This is a genomic window from Lentimicrobium sp. S6, from assembly GCF_013166635.1.
Classification (GTDB): domain Bacteria; phylum Bacteroidota; class Bacteroidia; order Bacteroidales; family UBA12170; genus UBA12170.
The window spans coordinates 41,947-59,955 of the sequence record NZ_JABKBZ010000017.1; the positions used below are offsets into that span (position 1 = coordinate 41,947).

General features: G+C 35.6%; 12 protein-coding genes. 8 read left to right on the forward strand and 4 right to left on the reverse strand.

Annotated elements, in window-relative coordinates:
* Positions 1–42: 42 nt before the first annotated feature.
* The 3 genes from HNS40_RS08030 (at position 43) to ychF (ending at position 3,117) form a co-directional block, all read left to right on the forward strand.
* Entirely contained in the window at positions 43–1,290 is a 1,248-nt protein-coding gene (locus HNS40_RS08030) for an ABC transporter permease (RefSeq protein ID WP_172279487.1), read from the forward strand.
* Positions 1,291–1,449: 159 nt separating this feature from the next.
* Positions 1,450–2,001, forward strand: coding sequence for a 1-acyl-sn-glycerol-3-phosphate acyltransferase (locus tag HNS40_RS08035; RefSeq protein ID WP_172279489.1), 552 nt, complete (start codon positions 1,450–1,452; stop codon positions 1,999–2,001).
* A 21-nt stretch (positions 2,002–2,022) separates the two neighbouring features.
* Positions 2,023–3,117, forward strand: a complete 1,095-nt coding sequence (gene ychF / locus HNS40_RS08040; RefSeq protein WP_172279491.1) for a redox-regulated ATPase YchF — start codon at positions 2,023–2,025, stop codon at positions 3,115–3,117.
* A gap of 1,033 nt (positions 3,118–4,150) precedes the next feature.
* Here ychF and HNS40_RS08045 read toward each other — a convergent pair.
* From HNS40_RS08045 to HNS40_RS08055, 3 genes are all read right to left on the reverse strand, one after another.
* Entirely contained in the window at positions 4,151–5,071 is a 921-nt protein-coding gene (locus HNS40_RS08045; protein WP_172279493.1) for a hypothetical protein, read from the reverse strand.
* A 60-nt stretch (positions 5,072–5,131) separates the two neighbouring features.
* Positions 5,132–7,081, reverse strand: coding sequence for an adenylate/guanylate cyclase domain-containing protein (locus tag HNS40_RS08050; RefSeq protein ID WP_172279510.1), 1,950 nt, complete (start codon positions 7,079–7,081; stop codon positions 5,132–5,134).
* Between the two features lie 194 nt (positions 7,082–7,275).
* Positions 7,276–8,592 carry an acetyl-CoA hydrolase/transferase family protein gene (locus tag HNS40_RS08055; protein WP_172279512.1) on the reverse strand — a complete coding sequence of 439 codons (1,317 nt, stop codon included), beginning with the start codon at positions 8,590–8,592 and terminating at the stop codon, positions 7,276–7,278.
* A 334-nt stretch (positions 8,593–8,926) separates the two neighbouring features.
* Here HNS40_RS08055 and HNS40_RS08060 point away from each other — a divergent pair, with 334 nt between their 5' ends.
* The 5 genes from HNS40_RS08060 (at position 8,927) to HNS40_RS08080 (ending at position 15,278) form a co-directional block, all read left to right on the forward strand.
* On the forward strand, positions 8,927–10,576 hold the full coding sequence (locus HNS40_RS08060) for a SulP family inorganic anion transporter (protein ID WP_172279514.1): 1,650 nt from the start codon (positions 8,927–8,929) through the stop codon (positions 10,574–10,576).
* Between the two features lie 74 nt (positions 10,577–10,650).
* Entirely contained in the window at positions 10,651–10,902 is a 252-nt protein-coding gene (locus HNS40_RS08065; RefSeq protein ID WP_172279516.1) for a zinc-ribbon domain-containing protein, read from the forward strand.
* A gap of 2 nt (positions 10,903–10,904) precedes the next feature.
* Positions 10,905–11,894, forward strand: coding sequence for a N(4)-(beta-N-acetylglucosaminyl)-L-asparaginase (locus HNS40_RS08070; RefSeq protein ID WP_172279518.1), 990 nt, complete (start codon positions 10,905–10,907; stop codon positions 11,892–11,894).
* A gap of 97 nt (positions 11,895–11,991) precedes the next feature.
* Positions 11,992–14,292 (forward strand): beta-N-acetylhexosaminidase, encoded by a 2,301-nt coding sequence (locus HNS40_RS08075; RefSeq protein ID WP_172279520.1) that lies wholly within the window; start codon positions 11,992–11,994, stop codon positions 14,290–14,292.
* A 50-nt stretch (positions 14,293–14,342) separates the two neighbouring features.
* Complete coding sequence (locus HNS40_RS08080) at positions 14,343–15,278, forward strand: hypothetical protein (RefSeq protein WP_172279522.1); 936 nt, start codon at positions 14,343–14,345, stop codon at positions 15,276–15,278.
* Between the two features lie 248 nt (positions 15,279–15,526).
* Here the strand turns inward: HNS40_RS08080 and HNS40_RS08085 are convergent, their stop codons facing one another.
* Positions 15,527–17,998 carry an ATP-binding protein gene (locus HNS40_RS08085; RefSeq protein ID WP_172279524.1) on the reverse strand — a complete coding sequence of 824 codons (2,472 nt, stop codon included), beginning with the start codon at positions 17,996–17,998 and terminating at the stop codon, positions 15,527–15,529.
* Positions 17,999–18,009: the final 11 nt, after the last annotated feature.

Below are 18,009 nucleotides of genomic sequence, written 5' to 3' on the forward strand. Positions count from 1 at the left end.
CATTAAGAGTCCATTTTATCATTAGAAACCTCAACAAGAAGTATGCAAATCTGGAAAAATCCGAAAATATTAGAATTTTTTTTAGCAGCAAGAGTCATTAAACCTGCTAAAGGAAGTTTTTCTGGGCCTATCATATTGATTTCTATCATTAGCTTGGTTTTAGGCTTGTCGGTCATGTTGATTTCTTTAATGGTGTTAACAGGATTTAAAAAGGAAATAGGCGAAAAGCTCAGTGGTTTCACCGGTCATATTCATATTGTAAAATATAATTCTAATAATTCTTTAGAACTTCCTCCTTTAGATATTGACAGCCTCAATTTTTCCAATCTAGAAAATATAGAAGGTGTTAAGCATGCTCAAGTATTTATTTCTAAAGCTGCTATTATTCGTACCGATGCGGAAATGCAAGGGATTATGGTCAAAGGGGTGGGTAATGATTTTGATACCACATTCTTCTCCAATAATCTCACCCTAGGAAAAGTACCTGATTTTTTCGGTGAACAGAAAACGAATGAGATACTGATTTCCCAAAAATTATCCCAACTGCTAAATATTCAACTTCATGATAAACTCCGCGTCTATTTTGTAAATAATGAGACCGGACAACTTAGAGGAAGAAGATTAGATGTGATTGGGATTTATCATACCGGAGTGGAAGAGTTTGATGAGCGATTTGTGCTGGCGGATATTCGACACCTTCAGAAGCTTAATAATTGGGGCGATGATATGGTAAGTGGGATAGAGCTATATGTGGATAATTTTGATGAACTACAAAAAGTGGAGGAACAGGTATATGAAGAAATCCCCTACGATTTAACCACAGAAAATGTAAAAAATAGATATCCTCAAATTTTCGATTGGCTGGAACTACAAGATATTAATGTGATTGTGATTTTGGTATTAATCATATTAGTGGCCACGGTGAGTATGATCTCTACGCTATTGGTCCTGATTTTAGAACGAACTCAAATGATAGGTGTATTAAAATCCATGGGAGCACGTAATTCTTTAATTAGGCGGGTGTTTCTAAGTCAAGCAGCCTATATCATCATCATAGGCTTATTCTTTGGTAATCTATTCGGAATTGGCTTAGGCTGGCTACAAAAGACTTATGGTTTAGTAAAACTCGATGCAGAAACCTATTATATGTCTGTTGTTCCTATTAATATCGATGGGCTGTCTATCCTTATCCTCAATGCAGCTACTTTGCTATTGGTTCTGCTTTTTATGGTGCTCCCTGCAATGGTCACTTCCCGAATTGAGCCTGCTAAGTCTATTCGCTTTGATTAGGTTTAAGTGCTTTAAAGCTGGGAGATGCATTTAATTCCCCATGAATAGCCTCAAATGAAACTCCTTTTTCCTTCATTTATTTATAGCTAATAAATCTATTCTCAATATTTTAAATAAATCAATCAATTCAATTATCTTTGCGCCCGTTAATAAATGAAAATGGTAAGATTTCTAAGTAAAGCAGCATTAAAACTTTTTGGCTGGAAAGTCGAAGGCGATTTCCCTGAAGGTAAAAAGTTTGTGATTATTGCAGCTCCTCATACCAGTGGCTGGGATTTTGTTTTAGGAAGACTTTATTATAATACTATCAGCAAGTCGGTGAAGTTTATAATAAACGAAAAGTTCTTCTTTTTTCCTTTAGGAATATGGTTGAAATCCTTAGGAGCTATTCCGGTGAAAGCTGGACGTAGAGTGGGTTTAGTAAAGATGATGGTGGATGAGTTTCACAAACGTGATGAGTTTTTATTGACCATTACGCCCGAAGGAACACGTAAGAGAGTACGAAAGTGGATGCGAGGATTTTACTTTATCGCTAAAGATGCTCAGGTTCCTGTTGTCTTAGGTTTTATCGATTATGAAAAGAAAACCCTAGGAACCAAGACTACCATTCATTTAACAGGAGATGAAAAAGCAGATTTTGAAACCATCAGGCAAGTATACCTTGAGGTTTCTGCCGCTCATCCAGAAAAGTTTAATAAAGAATCATTTTAGAAAATTCAAAGAAATAGCATTATGGCATTAAAATGCGGTATTATTGGTTTGTCAAACATTGGTAAGACAACTATTTTTAATTGTGTATCGAATACAAAAGCGGAGACTAGCAATTTTGCTTTCTCCACAAATAAGTCAAATATTGGAATGGTAAACGTGATAGACCCTCGTTTAAAGGTTCTTTATGATATTATGAACTCTGGCAAAATTATTCCTGCTACTGTGGAGTTGGTTGATATTCCTGGTTTAACAAAAGGTTCTAGCGAAGGGGAAGGTGTTGGTAATAAATTTCTTGCCGATATTCAGCAAACCAATGCTTTGATTCACGTTTTAAGATGTTTCGACGATGAAAACCTTCCTCATATTGAAGGTGGAATAGACCCTGTTCGAGATAAAGAAATTGTGGATTTTGAGCTTCAAGTTCGCGATTTAGATTTAGTGGAGCGTAAAATAGAGCGTTTAGGTAAATTGGTAAAAGTAGGTGACAAGGTCGCCAAACGCGGAGTTGAAATTTTGACCAACCTCAAAGCCTTTTTAGAGGATTTTGGTAATGTGAGAGATTTTGATGTTAATGAACAAGATCATAAAGATTTTATCTTAGATATGTATCTATTGACCGACAAGCCTACTCTTTATGTTTGTAATGTGGATGATGCTTCCGCTGTTGATGGTAATGACTATGTAAATAGTGTAAAAGAAGCAGTTGGTAATGATGGTGAGGTTTTGATTATCGCGGGATCCTTAGAAGCAGAGATTGCGGAGTTAGACGAAGAAGATCAAAAAGAATTTTTAAGTGATGCTGGTTTAACTGAGCCTGGAGTTGGTAAATTTGTAAGAGGAGCCTATCATTTATTAAACCTTCAATCTTTCTTTACTGCCGGACCTAAAGAAATTCATGCTTGGACCATCAGAAAAGGTACTAAAGCACCGCAAGCAGCAGGTGTTATTCATAGTGATTTAGAACGTGGTTTTATCCGCGCTGAAGTGATGCACTATGAAGATTTCGCTGAATTGGGTTCTGAAGCAGCATGCCGTGATAAAGGAAAACTTCTCATTGAAGGAAAGAATTATATAGTAGAGGATGGTGATATTATTAATATTAGATTTAATGTGTAAATAATCTTCTAAACCATATTTGAAACCACAAATGCATTCAGTGTATTTGTGGTTTTTTTGTTTATAGGAGTGAGATGATTCTCTTTAACAGTGGTTGAAAATTCAATGGAATGAAAAAAACTTGGGGGCAAGTTTTATTTCTGGGGGGGTAAAGCAAAAATAGGTTCTATTCTGAATTCTTGGTGAATTGATTTTACATTCATCAATAATTATCACCGTTCAGACTGTTTGTGCAGTAAGTATCATGATGTTTTGAAAGACACTATTTAATATGTCTTTATACTTTTTTGTGGAAAAAAGTAAGCAAAAAGCCATCCCAAACAATAGCCAGCCCTCCTCTTCCAGATTATTGATTTAACTAGCAAAGTAGAAAATAATAACCTATGAATTACGGATGTTTACCAGGTTTAAAAGCCTTGTTTTTTATTCCTTGCTTTTATTATGTCATTATTTAAAAGCTAAAGCCCTTTGCTGTTAAATCTAATATTCTGAAATTCACTTCTAGAGCCGCGTTCTGTTTGGGAGAGGCCTTCCCACGGTCTCCGAAATATTACAAATAGTTAATGTAGAAATTTATACTACACAAAAGAGCAAATCTAACACAAACACACCTGAAGCTCTGCAAAGTTTATAAAGACTTCCGTAGGAATGTCTAAGCCGCCTTATTGCAAAGGCGTTAAACGGAGCAAATGGCTTGAAGGAATAAAAAACAATACTGTTTGACGCTCGTTAGTGACAATCCCTAGGATGTCACTAAAAGGAGGAGTTTATTGTTTTTCCGGAAAGGCATTTGTGGAGTAGACTTTGATATATAGCGGAGGTTTTTGTAATACTTTTTTGAAAAAGTGTTGAAGTAAATACATTTTACGATGTTTCAGTTTAGCTGAACAATTTGAGCAATATTGTTAATCGCTCCATAAACTATCAAGAATACAGTATGACTAGATTGTACATCCCAAGAAAAACACATTTATCCAAAACTTGCAGCTCGGGAGAACTGTGCTACTGCTAAATCAACCAACAACCATCAATATTACAAACTAAAGGCCATACGAAGATTAAGCAAAAAAGATCGAGTAGTTCCATCTGCACGTACTTCTCTTGTGATTGGAGGTGCAGCTAGTTGTAATTCAGTATAGAACTGCTCCGAAAACTGATATCGCCATGCGGTATAGAGATTCAAAGTAAGTCCAGTGCTATTGGCTATTTCCTGGTATTCGTCATCTACTTTAATTTCATCTGCTTGAATTCTGAAAATAGGTAATACTCCAGCTTTAAAGCTTGACTTTTTCTTCCCCTGAAATCTTTTTTCAAATCGAACCATCACATCATCGCCTCTTTTTAAATAGGCTGAAGAATGATATTTGGCTGCATCACTATCTAAAAGGAAGTCACTGGATAAAAAGGTATTCTCGGTTGTGTTAAAAGCATGTTGATAACCTGCTGCAAAAAGCCAAGTTTTAAAATTCCATTGTAGCGAAGTAATAAGGTCATTGGTTCCGGAGCTTTGTTGGTAAATCATGGGTAAAGCCAAGCCTTGGTCTAATTTATTGGCATCCCCTGTGGCAATTTTACCTGCTATAAGCCAAGAAACTTGATGATCTGCATTCTTAAATAAGGGCGCATTTAAGCTTAATATAATATCCCCAATTCCAGAAGTGGTTGCAATATTACCAAAAGTAGTGGAGTAGGGAAGCGCAAGTCCAAAAGACCAACCTTTTTGGTTTTGAATTTGATAGCTTATTACAGAACCCAATATCCAAGATTGTTGATCACCTAGGCCTATTGAAGGGGTTAAGCTAAAGTGATGAGCTAATTTCTTAGAGCTTGGGGCGTCAAATTGTTGAGTAGCAGAGCAAACTCCAGCATCCGAGCAACCTTGAGAAAATATAGGATTAGTGGCTAGGAGTAAAAATAGTAACAGAGTAATTTGAGTTATTTTTTGTGTTTTCATAAGGTGTTTTCTCTTTTGGTCGATAAGCTTTAGAAAATCTTACACTAAAATGATGAGGATTTAAGCTTTTTTCACAAACCACATTTCCATTTCACCTTTTCCTTTGGCTTGTATTTTACCTCTTGAAGTGAATTGGAATTGTGGATCATCTTTGATGAGCTCATAGGTATACTGTGAGATATTTACCATTCCAATTTCACCGCTGCTTTCCATTCGGGCTGCTGTGTTTACAGTATCTCCCCAAATATCGTATTGGAATTTTTTCACTCCCACAATTCCTGCTACCACTGGACCGGTATGGATTCCCAAACGCATTTCGAAGGCCAACTTATTTTGAGCTTGTTTTACTTTTATTCTCTCACTTACAAAATCCTGCATTTCAATTGCAGCGAGGATAGTATTTTTAGTAGACGATTTTGAATAAACGGGGACTCCTCCGGCTGCCATATAGGCATCACCTATGGTTTTAATCTTTTCTATGCCATATTTTCCACAGATATGGTCAAAGGCTATAAAGCATTCGTTTATTTCTTCTATCAGCTCTTTGGCCGTTAAATGCTCCGATTTCTGGGTAAATCCTTTAAAATCGGTAAAGAGAATAGAAACCAACTCAAAATCTCGAGCTTCTGCTTCTCCTTTTTCTTTAAGTTCTTCTGCAATTTCTTCGGGTAGGATATTCAATAATAAGTTTTCCGATCGGTCTTTTTCTTTTTGTAAAATGGCTTTTGACTTTTTAATATAAGACCATCGGCTATAAAGTCCCCCAGAAACAAACAAAAAGAAGATACCAAAGCCTATAGCCAAATTCCTATTTCGGTCTTTTGTCCTCATCACAGCTTGATGATACATTTCTACCTTTAGGTCTTTTTCTATCTGTATTAAACTATCCGCCTGAACTTGTCGCTTAAACTCTAGTTGTTGCAATCGAATGGCTGTTTCTTCTGATTTTAGACTGTCATTAAAATATATTTTATTCTCTAAATAGTTTAATGCTTCTTTCTGGTTTCCAATGGCTCTGTAAGCTTTAAATAAACCATCACTTGAGGATTCTTGATTGCCGATATCACCCAAATCTTTTGCCAATCTAAATCCTTCTTCATAACTGGAAATTGCTTTCGTAAATCTTTTTTGTTCCATATAAATATCTCCCATATCGATAAGGATATTTGAGATGCCAAGAGTATATCCTATTTGCTCATTAATCAATTGACATTTCTTCAATTGTTCTAAAGCATAATCATATTCACCTCTCTGTGCATAAACATTAGCAATGCCAGTTAGTGCAGCAGAAACCCCCATTAAATCATTTGCTTGCTCGGATAAAGCCAGTGCCTTTTGAAAGTAGGTTATGGATTGGGTATGTTTTTCCTGAATGAAATAAAGGTCGCCAATATTGTTATACATGGAGGCATTACCTGATTCGTCATTGTATTCATTATTGACAGCAATGCTTTTAAAATAGTATTCCAAAGACTTTTGATATTCACCTTTAGCTTTATAAATACTTCCGTATTCATTATAAACAGCACTGATTCCGAAGTTGTCATCTAGTTCTTGGTAAATCTTTAAGCACTTTTCATAAAAGTATAATGCTTTAATAATGTCTTCATTTTCATGATAAAGATAACCTGTTTTTAATAGGATATCAGCAGATCTGAGTTGGTAATCGATGCTATCTGATAGCCTTAATGCATGATTATAAGATTCTAAGGCTTGAGGATATTTCCCCAATCTGAAATACATATAGCCATTTTGTTCCATAGCATCTACTTTGCCTCTTAGAAAGCCAATTTGATGACTAAATTCATATAATTCCTGGTTTAAGAGAATTGCAGAGTCAGGTTGATTATTTAAAGGTCCTTTCCATATATAATCCATTAAAGCCAGGGCTCGCATTGTATCTTCAATACTTGGGTTTTTCCAAACCGCCCATAATGAATCTAAATGATGTTGGCCTTTTATATTAAAAGCTATTAGCAGTAATAATAGGAATAATGTTTTTCTTTTCATTAGCTTTTAATTGTTAATTTCAAATCATAAGATGTGATCCGATGATTTTGAAAGGTAAAGCTAAAGAAATTACTTAATTAATTGGAAGTGAAAGTGCTAATTAATAAAATGATAACATTTTAGAATATGACTAAAAAAAAACAAAACCCCAATCCAAAAAGGAAAGGGGCTTCAATATATAAAATGCTTGTATCCTATTTTTGTGAATCAGGAACAAAATGGAAGTGAGGACCAAAGCGTTCAAAAGCAGCTCTGTCTAGTTCTTCTCTATGCTCTGGGTGTGCAATACTAATCAATAGTTTTGCTCTATCTTGTAAAGTTCTACCATAAAGATTAACAGCACCATATTCAGTCACCATCCAATGCATATTCGAACGTGTTGTTACTACGCCAGCACCAAGATTTAAAACGGGAGCAATTTTACTCACCCCTCTTCCAGTTACTGACGGCATAGCGATGATTGGCTTTCCACCTGGGCTCATACTAGCTCCACGAATAAAGTCTATTTGTCCACCTACACCAGAGTAGAATTTAGTTCCAATACTATCAGAACAAACCTGACCAGTAATGTCAACCTGAATAGCAGAATTGATGGCAGTAACTTTAGGGTTACGGCAAATCATGTTGATATCATTAGTATAGCTTACATCTTTCATGACTACACCTGGGTTATCATCTACGAAATCGTATAGTGTTTTACTACCCATTAGGAAAGTAGAAACCATTTTCCCAACATCAATTCCTTTTTTAGCACCATTTACTACTCCGCTTTCTACCAAAGGAAGAATACCATCGGCAAACATTTCAGTATGAACCCCTAAGTTTTTGTGATTTCCCAATTGAGCTAAAACCGCATTAGGAATGGCCCCAATACCCATTTGTAATGTTGCACCATCCTCAATTAATTCAGCTACATTTTTACCAATAGCAATTTCTACATCATTTGGAGCACCAAAAGCAGCTTCGATAAGCGGAGTATCATCTTCGCAGAAGATATCAATCATATTGGCACTTATCATGGCATCGCCAAAGGCTCTAGGCATATTCTTATTGATAACAGCAATTACGGTTTTTGCAGTCTGAACAGCTGCAAGAGTAGCATCCACAGAAGTTCCTAATGATACATATCCATGCTTGTCGATAGGAGAAACTTGAATCATAACCACGTCAACAGGTGTGTATCCTTCACGAATTAAACGCTGAGTTTCTTGTAAGAAAACAGGAATATAATCGGCATAACCAGCTTGTGTATCCTTACGAACATTATGTCCTACAAAAAATGATTCCAATTGAAAAATACCTTCAAATTCTGGATTTGAATAGGGAGCAGGACCTTCAATGTGAAGATGCTGAATTCTGACATTATAAAACTCTTTTCTTCTTCCTCTTTCGCACATGGCTTGAATGAGCTTTTGAGGAGCACAAGAAACACTGTGCATATGGATTCTGTCGTTTGACTTAATTACTTTCACTGCTTCTTCGGCAGAAACAATATTGATATTCTTCAACATATTAAATGGTTTTTGTATTAAAAATGGCTGCAAAAGTATTATTTATTATGGAGAAAAAGCGCTGATTCCTTCCCGAAAAATAAGCTATTGTGAAATTTATAACAGTTCTAATTTGTGGCTTCACTCTCCATTAATAATACTAATGAGGTTGTTTAATTGAAATGGCTTATTAATCAGTGTTATACGTAGTTTGTATAGTGATGTTTATCTAAGCCCAGATTATAAATGGGGTTATTTTTACAGGCTATAAATTATGAATATCCTGAAGTATATCCATTTACAATTTCTAATTTCGCGGAAACACGATTTAGGGCATTGAAAAAACACCGATAGTATGAAAGTGAAAAATTTAAAAGGAGATATTTTCGGAGGATTAACTGCTGGAATTGTTGCACTTCCTTTAGCTTTGGCGTTTGGAGTACAATCGGGAATGGGAGCTAGTGCTGGATTATATGGGGCCATGGTTTTAGGTTTTTTAGCCGCTATATTTGGCGGAACTCCCACTCAGATTTCTGGCCCAACTGGTCCTATGACTGTTGTTTCTGCAACCATTATAGCCATGGGAATAGCATCCTATGGAAATTTAGATAATGCTTTAGGAGTCATTATCCTTACTTTTTTAATGGCGGGCTTGTTTCAAATTGTTTTTGGGCTTTTAAAAATAGGTAAATATGTGAAGTTTATTCCTTATCCTGTTTTATCAGGTTTTATGAGTGGAATTGGTGTTATCATTATTTTTTATCAATTTTTTCCAGTTCTGGGTTTAAATTCTCCCAATAAAATGATACAAGTAATATTGCAAATTCCTAGTGCCATTCCCCTAAGCAATTTCATCTCTGTATCAATAGCTATTTCAACAATTTTAATTATTTATTTATTTCCTAAAGTAACCAAAGCTATTCCTAGCACATTGGTAGCTCTATTAGCCAGTTCGTTTGCGGCCTATTTTTTCAAGCTCGACTTGCCATTAATAGGTGAAATGCCTCAGGGGTTGCCAGAGCTACAGATTTCATCTTTACTTGATATACACATTAGTGACATTAATATGGCTTTAATACCTGCTATTACATTGGCGGGATTGGGCACTATAGATTCCTTATTAACTTCCGTGGTTGCGGATAATGTAACTCGAACCAAACATAATAGCAATAAAGAGCTTATCGGACAAGGAATTGGTAATATGGCTGCTTCACTAATTGGAGGAATCCCAGGAGCAGGTGCGACCATGCGAACTGTTGTGAATATCAAATCGGGAGGCCATAGCCGTATTTCGGGTGTGGTTCATGCTTTATTATTGTTATTTATCATATTAGGATTAGGTAAGTATGTGGCCTTTATTCCACTAGCATCTTTGGCTGGGGTGTTAATCACTGTGGGAATTAGCATTATCGATATTAGAGGATTAAAGAATTTATTGAATATCCCAAAAGCCGATGCTTTTGTGTTGATCGTAGTTTTAATTTTGACTGTTTTTGTGGATTTATTGCAAGCTGTAGGAATCGGAATGGTGATTTCATCCATTATATTTATGCGAAAAGCCAGCGAAATGGTGGAAGATAATACTTCTTTAACTCAAGTGGACCAGTATGATAGAGAAATGGCTTGGAGCGATGAAGTAAATCTCTCATTAAGTCGAGATACTGTTTATATCAAGCGCTTTGATGGGCCTATGTTTTTTGGTGTGGCAGCAAAAATGATGGAACGCATCAATAAAATTCCCACTAATGCCAAAGTGGTGATATTCAGGATGAAGAAAGTACCTTTTATCGATCAGTCAGGTTTATATGCTTTGGAGGAGGTGATTAAGGAGATGCAGAAGATGGGTATTGTAGTGGTTTTGACCATGATACAAGCTCAGCCTCTTTATTTGTTGAAGAAAAACAGATTGATTCCCAATATACTTCCTGAGAAATACCTTTTTGACACTATAGAAGATTGTTCAGAATGGCTGAAAGGCTATTGTCAAGAAATAAAAGAGGAATAAGCCATCATCGTAAAAACTACAATCGAAACTTCAGATTAGCTTCATTTTTTTATAGCTTAGCAGCAAAAAAATAAATGTTCGTTATATTCGGTCTAGATGATGCCAAGCCAGAAATTACGGTGAGTACTTTTACCAATCATTGCCATCATTGTAATAATACTACTAAATGGCATTATGCCAAACATCAAACTTCTTTCTCTTTGTTTTTTCTGCCCCTCTTTCCGGTGAAAACAAAATACTACTATTTATGTCCCATCTGTAATCATGGCGACGAAATCTCGTCCAACGAATATCAAAGAATGACAAACCAAACCTATAATCAATAGCCATGAGTAATAGAAGAAATTTTCTGAAGAAATCAGCTCTTTTTGGAGGAGGTTTATTAATCAGTCCATTAGTAAAATCGGAAATGATAATCCCTAATTTACCTTCAAAAAGCAAAGAGACTATTTTCTTGAGTACTTGGAATCATGGTGTTCCTGCCAATAAGAAGGCTACGGAAGTCATTGAGGCTGGAGGTTCATTAATCGATGCTTTGGAAAAAGGGGCCAATATCAGTGAATCAAATCCAAAGAATACCTCAGTTGGTTTAGGTGGAATGCCTGATAGAGATGGTCATGTAACTTTGGATGCAGCTATGATGGATGGAAAAGGGAATGCTGGGTGTGTCTGCTTCCTCGAAGGATTTGAAAATCCGATTAATATTGCACGAAAAGTGATGGAGGAGACTCCTCATGTGCTTCTTGCGGGTGAAGGTGCAGCACAGTTCGCCCGTTCTCAGGGGTTTAAAGAAATAGAATTATTGACTCCCGAAACTAAGAAAGCTTGGGAGGAATGGAGAAAAGAAGCGAAATATAGTCCTGAGGTGAATGTGGAGAATCATGATACCATTGGGCTCGTGGGCTTGCACAAAGGAGAAGTCGCTGCAGCTTGTACAACGAGTGGATTGGCTTTTAAAATGCGAGGAAGAGTGGGAGATAGTCCTATTTTGGGAGCTGGATTATTTGCTGATGAAGAAGTGGGCGCCTGCTCAGCAACTGGATTAGGTGAATATGTATTGAAGTCTCAAACCAGTTTTTTGGTTTTAGAATTAATGCGACAGGGTAAAACAGCAGAACAAGCCTGTAAAATAGCCTTGGAAAGAATCAAGACGAAGTTCTTGGATCCAAACCCAGAATTGAAATTTCAAGTTGGTTTAGTGGTCATTGGAATTAATGGTGATTATGCTGGATATTCAATCCTTCCTGGTTATCAATATGCATTAACAACAAATGGGAAAACAGATTTATTAGATGCCCCTTATTTAATGGAGAATTGATTATGCAAAGGATAAATACTGGACATAGGTCATCCGTCATCCGTCATCGGTCATCGGTCATCCGGCATCAGTCAACAAATAATAAAACATCAACATTATGAAAAATTGGAGTCTATTTATCATTCTAGCATTATTATTCTCTGCATGTAAATTTGAGAATAATAGTCATTTAGAAAGTCCAGTAATACCTAGGGCTAATGGAATGTATCCTATGCCTTCCTCCTTTAATATTACCGAAAAAACCATTATTTTACTAGGCTCTAATGATGCTCAGATGACTCGTTTGGCCCAAAAACTTAAAAGCCAAATAGACTCTACTTGTGGATTTGACATCAATGTTCAAGATGTTGCTGAAGCAGAAGGCCTGAGAAATGTCATCCTCCTCTCTTTTAAAAATGACATGACTAGAACTGGAAATAGTGGCTATCATTTAGAAGTGGATAAAGATAAAGTTGTTATTCAAGGCAAAGACTTTAATGGCGTTTTTAATGGGGTGATGACACTTTCTCAAATCATTTTATTGGATCAAATAAATGAAGAAGATGGGCTTGTGGAGGTGCCAAATATCCAAGTATGGGATGAGCCTCGTTTCGAATATCGTGGAATGCATTTAGATGTGGGGCGTCATCACTTCTCAGTATCTTTTATTAAGAAGTATTTAGATGTGATGGCGCTTTATAAAATGAATTATTTCCATTGGCATTTAACTGAAGACCAAGGATGGAGAATAGAAATAAAAGCCTATCCAGCATTAACAGAAATTGGAGCTTGGAGAACCGAAGCCAATGGAGAAAGATATGGAGGGTTTTATACTCAAGAACAAGCTAAAGAAATTGTGGAATATGCTAAAAACCTCAATATTACAGTGATTCCAGAAATAGAAATGCCAGGACACAGTAGGGCTGCTTTAGCAGCGTATCCAGAGCTTTCTTGTACTGGTGAGAAACTCGAAGTGCCAATAACTTGGGGTGTTTTTGAGGATGTCTTCTGTGCTGGTAATGAAGAAACTTTCGTTTTCTATGAAAAAGTATTGGATGAAGTGATGGAAATATTTCCTGCCGAATATATTCACGTGGGAGCCGACGAATGCCCGAAAACACGTTGGGAGGAATGTCCAAAATGTCAAAAGAGAATAAAAGAGGAGGGTTTAAATAATGAGCATGAGTTGCAAAGTTATTTCATCCGCCGAATGGAAAAATATCTGAATAAAAATGGCAAAAAGTTAATTGGCTGGGACGAGATTTTAGAAGGTGGTTTAGCACCAGATGCCACCGTGATGTCATGGCGTGGAATGCAAGGTGGAATAGATGCGGCTAAGCAAGAACACGATGTAATCATGACCCCAACGGATTATTGCTATTTTGATTATTATCAGGCAGATCGTGATTTTGAACCCAAAGCTATTGGAGGTTATCTTCCATTATCTAAAGTATATGCCTTTAATCCACTTCCAAAAGAATTAAACGAGGAGCAGCAAGCTTTTATCTTAGGTGGACAAGGCAATGTTTGGACGGAGTATATGGAAACAGAAGAATATGTGGAATATATGTTATTGCCAAGAATGCTGGCTTTATCAGAAGCATTATGGTCTAGAGAAAGAAATAAAGACTTTGACGATTTTAAGGAGCGCTTACAAACTCATAAGAAGCTGCTCACCAAACTTGGATACAATTTCTCAAATGGTTCTTATAAAATCTCAGTAGAAACAAAGTTTGATACATCTACTAATGAGAATATGCTGAGCTTCATCTCAGAGCAATACGAGCCCGAAATCAGATATACACAGGATGTAAATATGATTCTAGATTCTGGAGAAGTGTTTAAGAAAGCCTTTTCTCCTAAAGGATCAGGAGTGATTATAGCAGGAATTTTTGAGGATGGTAAATTAGTAAGAACAACTACAGAAATTCATTATGCAAAACATTTAGGTTTAGGATGTGATATTAAACTTTTAAGAAAGCCCAATTGGCGATATGGTGGAGAAACCAATGCAAGCCTAGTAGATGGTATATTAGGGAGCGATAATCATGGTGATGGAAAATGGTGCGGATTTCAAGGCAAAGATTTAGTGGCTGAATTGGAATTCAAGACACCGACTGATTTGAAAAAACTCTCCTTTGGCTATATCCAGAGCCAAAGAGCATGGATTATGCCTCCAAAGGCTGTACAAGTTTATGGTAGACAAGAAGGGGAGAGCTATAAGCTCCTTTATGATGGCGATTTGAAGAATTTATTAAACATTTCTGACCATAACAGTTCGAATGTGATAGTTGATTTCGAAGGAATACAATTAGTGGCTTTGAAAGTCCATATAGAGAATTATAAAAAATTACCCTCCTCTCATCCTAATGCAGGCAATGATTGTTGGTTATTTGTGGATGAGTTGATTTTGGAGTAATTTAATTATACTTGATTGTAAAATAATTAACTGACAAAATCCCAAACTCGATGAAGAAATTCAACTTTATAATTCTAAATATATTATTCGTTTTAAGTCTATTTGGCCAAGAACATAATTCAGATTGCAAATATGATGGGGTATCATTTAAGATTGGCAGTAATTCGAATATTCTACAATCTTTAGATAGTATATATGAACTTGATATTGATCGTGATGCATTATTTAAATATACAGAATGTTTGTTGGGAAAGTTTCCTTCAAACCCTGAAATAAATTGGTTCTATGCTTTAAATTGTTTGAGATGGAATGGTGCTGATACAAGTCAAAGTTACTATCTTAGAAAATGTATTAAGGCACAATATGAGCTTGGGCAATCATATGCGGGTATTGGTATAAATTATCTAGATTATATTGATGATAATGATTCTATTGGGTTAAGTTCTTTAACTGCTTCTGACAAGGAAAGAATAATAAAATACGGAGAATATAACTTATGGAAAGCCATTGATTTAGGTTTTAGATATTCATATTTTGAATTAGCAAGAGCGCAAGATTTAAGAGAAGAGTTAGAGCTGCCATTTTTGAAATCGTTTAATAAAGATTCAGATACCATAATATTTGTAGCTTTTATAAGAGATTGTGGTGAATTTGGTGGCCATAAAGAAGAAATAAGAATAATGAAAGGCGATAGCGGATACATGGCTACCTATTCTGCAGGGGAAGTTAAATGCTGGGTAAATATAAAGATATCTTCGGAATTGCCAGATTATCAAAAGTATGAAGGAAAATCACAAAGAGTTTCAAAGGAAGATTATAATATATTAATTTCTGAAGTTATAAATTATAAGGCTCGTTGTCACTGGATGACAAATGCTCCTTTTAAAATAGCCATATTTGATGGGCAAAGAGTAATAAAAAAAGAGATTCATTGCCATCCTTGGAATTATTATTTAGATCTTAGAATGGAAACTTTTGGTTTTTAGTATTTAAAAAGAACTTCTAAATATGGATATGTAATTAAACAATGAAACATTTCTTTGTGAATCTTTGAGTTTTCTTTGAGGAACTTTGTGTAATAGCTGTAACACTGAGAGGTACAAAGGAATTCACAAAGAACTACCAAGTAATTATGATGTATTTGCTCTGCTTTTTCTTATTTTCTAAATTCCGTTTTATAGGAAAGAGTTATTAGGCTTATTCCAGCTAAACTCAATAAACATCAAAGCGGAAGCTAACTAGCTCCAAAATACTTTTTAATAAGAGAATACAGCTCAATATTATCAATAGGTTTGGCAAGATATTCGTTGCAACCCGCCTCCAATGCTTTTTCCTTATCACCAGCCAAACCATAAGCCGTTTGAGCAATAATGATGACCTCTTTATTGAATTTTCTGATTTCCTGTGTGGCTTCGTGGCCATTCATTTCAGGCATTTGAATATCCATCAAAATCAAATCTATATCAGAATGCTTGCAACATTGCTCCACAGCTTCAATTCCAGAAGTTACTTCAATAATTTCTTTGCTTAACTTTCTTACCAGCTTAACAATCAAAGTTTTTGAAGTTTCATCATCTTCAGCAATCATTATTTTTAAGCTTTTGAGATAATCTATTTCCTCTACCTTGGTTTGCTCTGTGGTTTTTATGGTTTCACTTTCTTCAGGAATTTGGTAGGGCAGGGTGAAAAAGAAGGTAGAGCCTTTTCCTTCTTGGCTTTCTAACCAAATTTTTCCTCCTAGTAATTCCACATAAGCCTTGGTGATAGATAAACCTAATCCAGCACCACTTAAAGCCATTTTATTGCTGATATCAGCTTGGATAAAACGTTCGAAGACGGCTTCTTGTCTGCCTTGGGCAATTCCAATGCCATCGTCTTTTACATAGAATTCAAGGAAATTTCCTTTTATTTCAAAACCATATTCAATGATTCCTTTCGCGGAATATTTAATGGCATTTTTAACCAGATTAGTTAAAATAGCGAAAACCTTTTCACTGTCCGTTTTAATGATGGTGGGAACTCTCGAATACTGATTCTTTAGAATGAGTTTCATTCCTTTGGCTTCTACTTCTGGTTTGAAAAAGGTATAAATATATTGTACTTGGTCATTAATATCAGATTCCTTGATATAGACTTCCATTAAACCAGATTCAATTTTCGAAATATCGATAATGTCATTAATGATATTGAGCATACGTTGCCCGCTTTTCTCAATGATCTCAATGCTTTCTTTTCGCTCTTCAGGTGATAGCTCGGGCATCTTTAATAAACTTGCAAAACCCATGATACCATTCATTGGAGTTCTAATCTCATGGCTCATATTGGCTAAGAAAGAGGATTTCAGGCGGTCACTTTCCTCAGCTCTATCCTTAGATAATAATAGTCTTTCATTTTGCTCTTTATAGCGGATGTTCAAGTCGCAATACTCCTCATTTTGAATCTGTAAATCATGTGAGAGAACCTTATTATGTTCTAAAGCTTTACGTATTCTAATGGAAAGAAAATAAGCCTGCATTAAAATGAAAATGGTGATTCCATACGAGGATAAAGGAGTAGAATAGATGATTTCATTTACTTCAAGGGTATCATGAATCAAGCAAAGAAAAACGATGACAAAACCAATAAGTAAAAACTTAGCACCTTCTCTTTTTTCTTTAATGGCTAAAAATAGAACTGGGAATAGGTAGAAACAGGAAATGATGGTAAACAATTGAAAATAAATCATTCCATAGGAAAACTGCTCTGTAGGAAGTAAGATTACAGATGCTGAGAATACTAATGAAGTGCTTACGATTATTCGAGTAGCTATAGTATTCACCAACTTAGGGAACAGACTTTTAAAATATAAGAAAAAGAAAAGCACAGCCAAATAGAAGCTCAAATAGGAAATATGTAATATGCTTGACCAGCTGAAATCTCCCATCATAAAAATGGAAAACTCACCATCTACAATAAATCTTATGGAAATAAAAAAGGAGAATATGGCAAAATAGAGTAGAGGTTTGTCATCAGGGAATCTCGAGTAAAGTGTTAAGTGAAATAATACCATGATGAAGATAAATCCTGCGGATAGAATTTCCAAAAAAATCCTCAGGTTGAAAAACTCTTGAATCTGCTTTTTCTGTCCTAGAATTAAGGGTTCCCACTGTCCTCCTTTTTTGTGATGATAGTTTGAGATATGGATGATAATTTCAAATTCATTAGCCTTTGGAATAAATGAAATCACTTCAGGCCGATATCCAGCTATTGCTGTTTCTTTTGAAGTATTGGGTTTGCCGGATTCATATAGTAAGGCTCCATCAACATAAATTGCTGCTGAGGAGCTGGCATTTATATATTTTATGGCTAATTCTTCTATTTCTTTTATACTCACCTTTAGTCTATAGGAACCATATCCTATATTCTCTATCTTTTTTCCATTGGAAATATGTTCGTTCCAAAGGCCTGGAACAGAAATATGCTCAGCTTCTATTTTATCAATAACAGAATCCTCAGAAAGGATAAAATGATTCCAATAAAACTCCCATTCTCCATTTAATTTGACTATACCATCATTATTAAAATCCCATTCTTTTAAATTCAGTTGTCCTTTCTCAATGGAATAGGAATTCTTTTCTTTAGGGCTACAATTTGTCAGCCCAAAGCTGAAAAATAATAGAAGAACAGTAAAGACCTGATATTTTGAACTCGTATGGTTGATGCTCATGCGTTTTATTT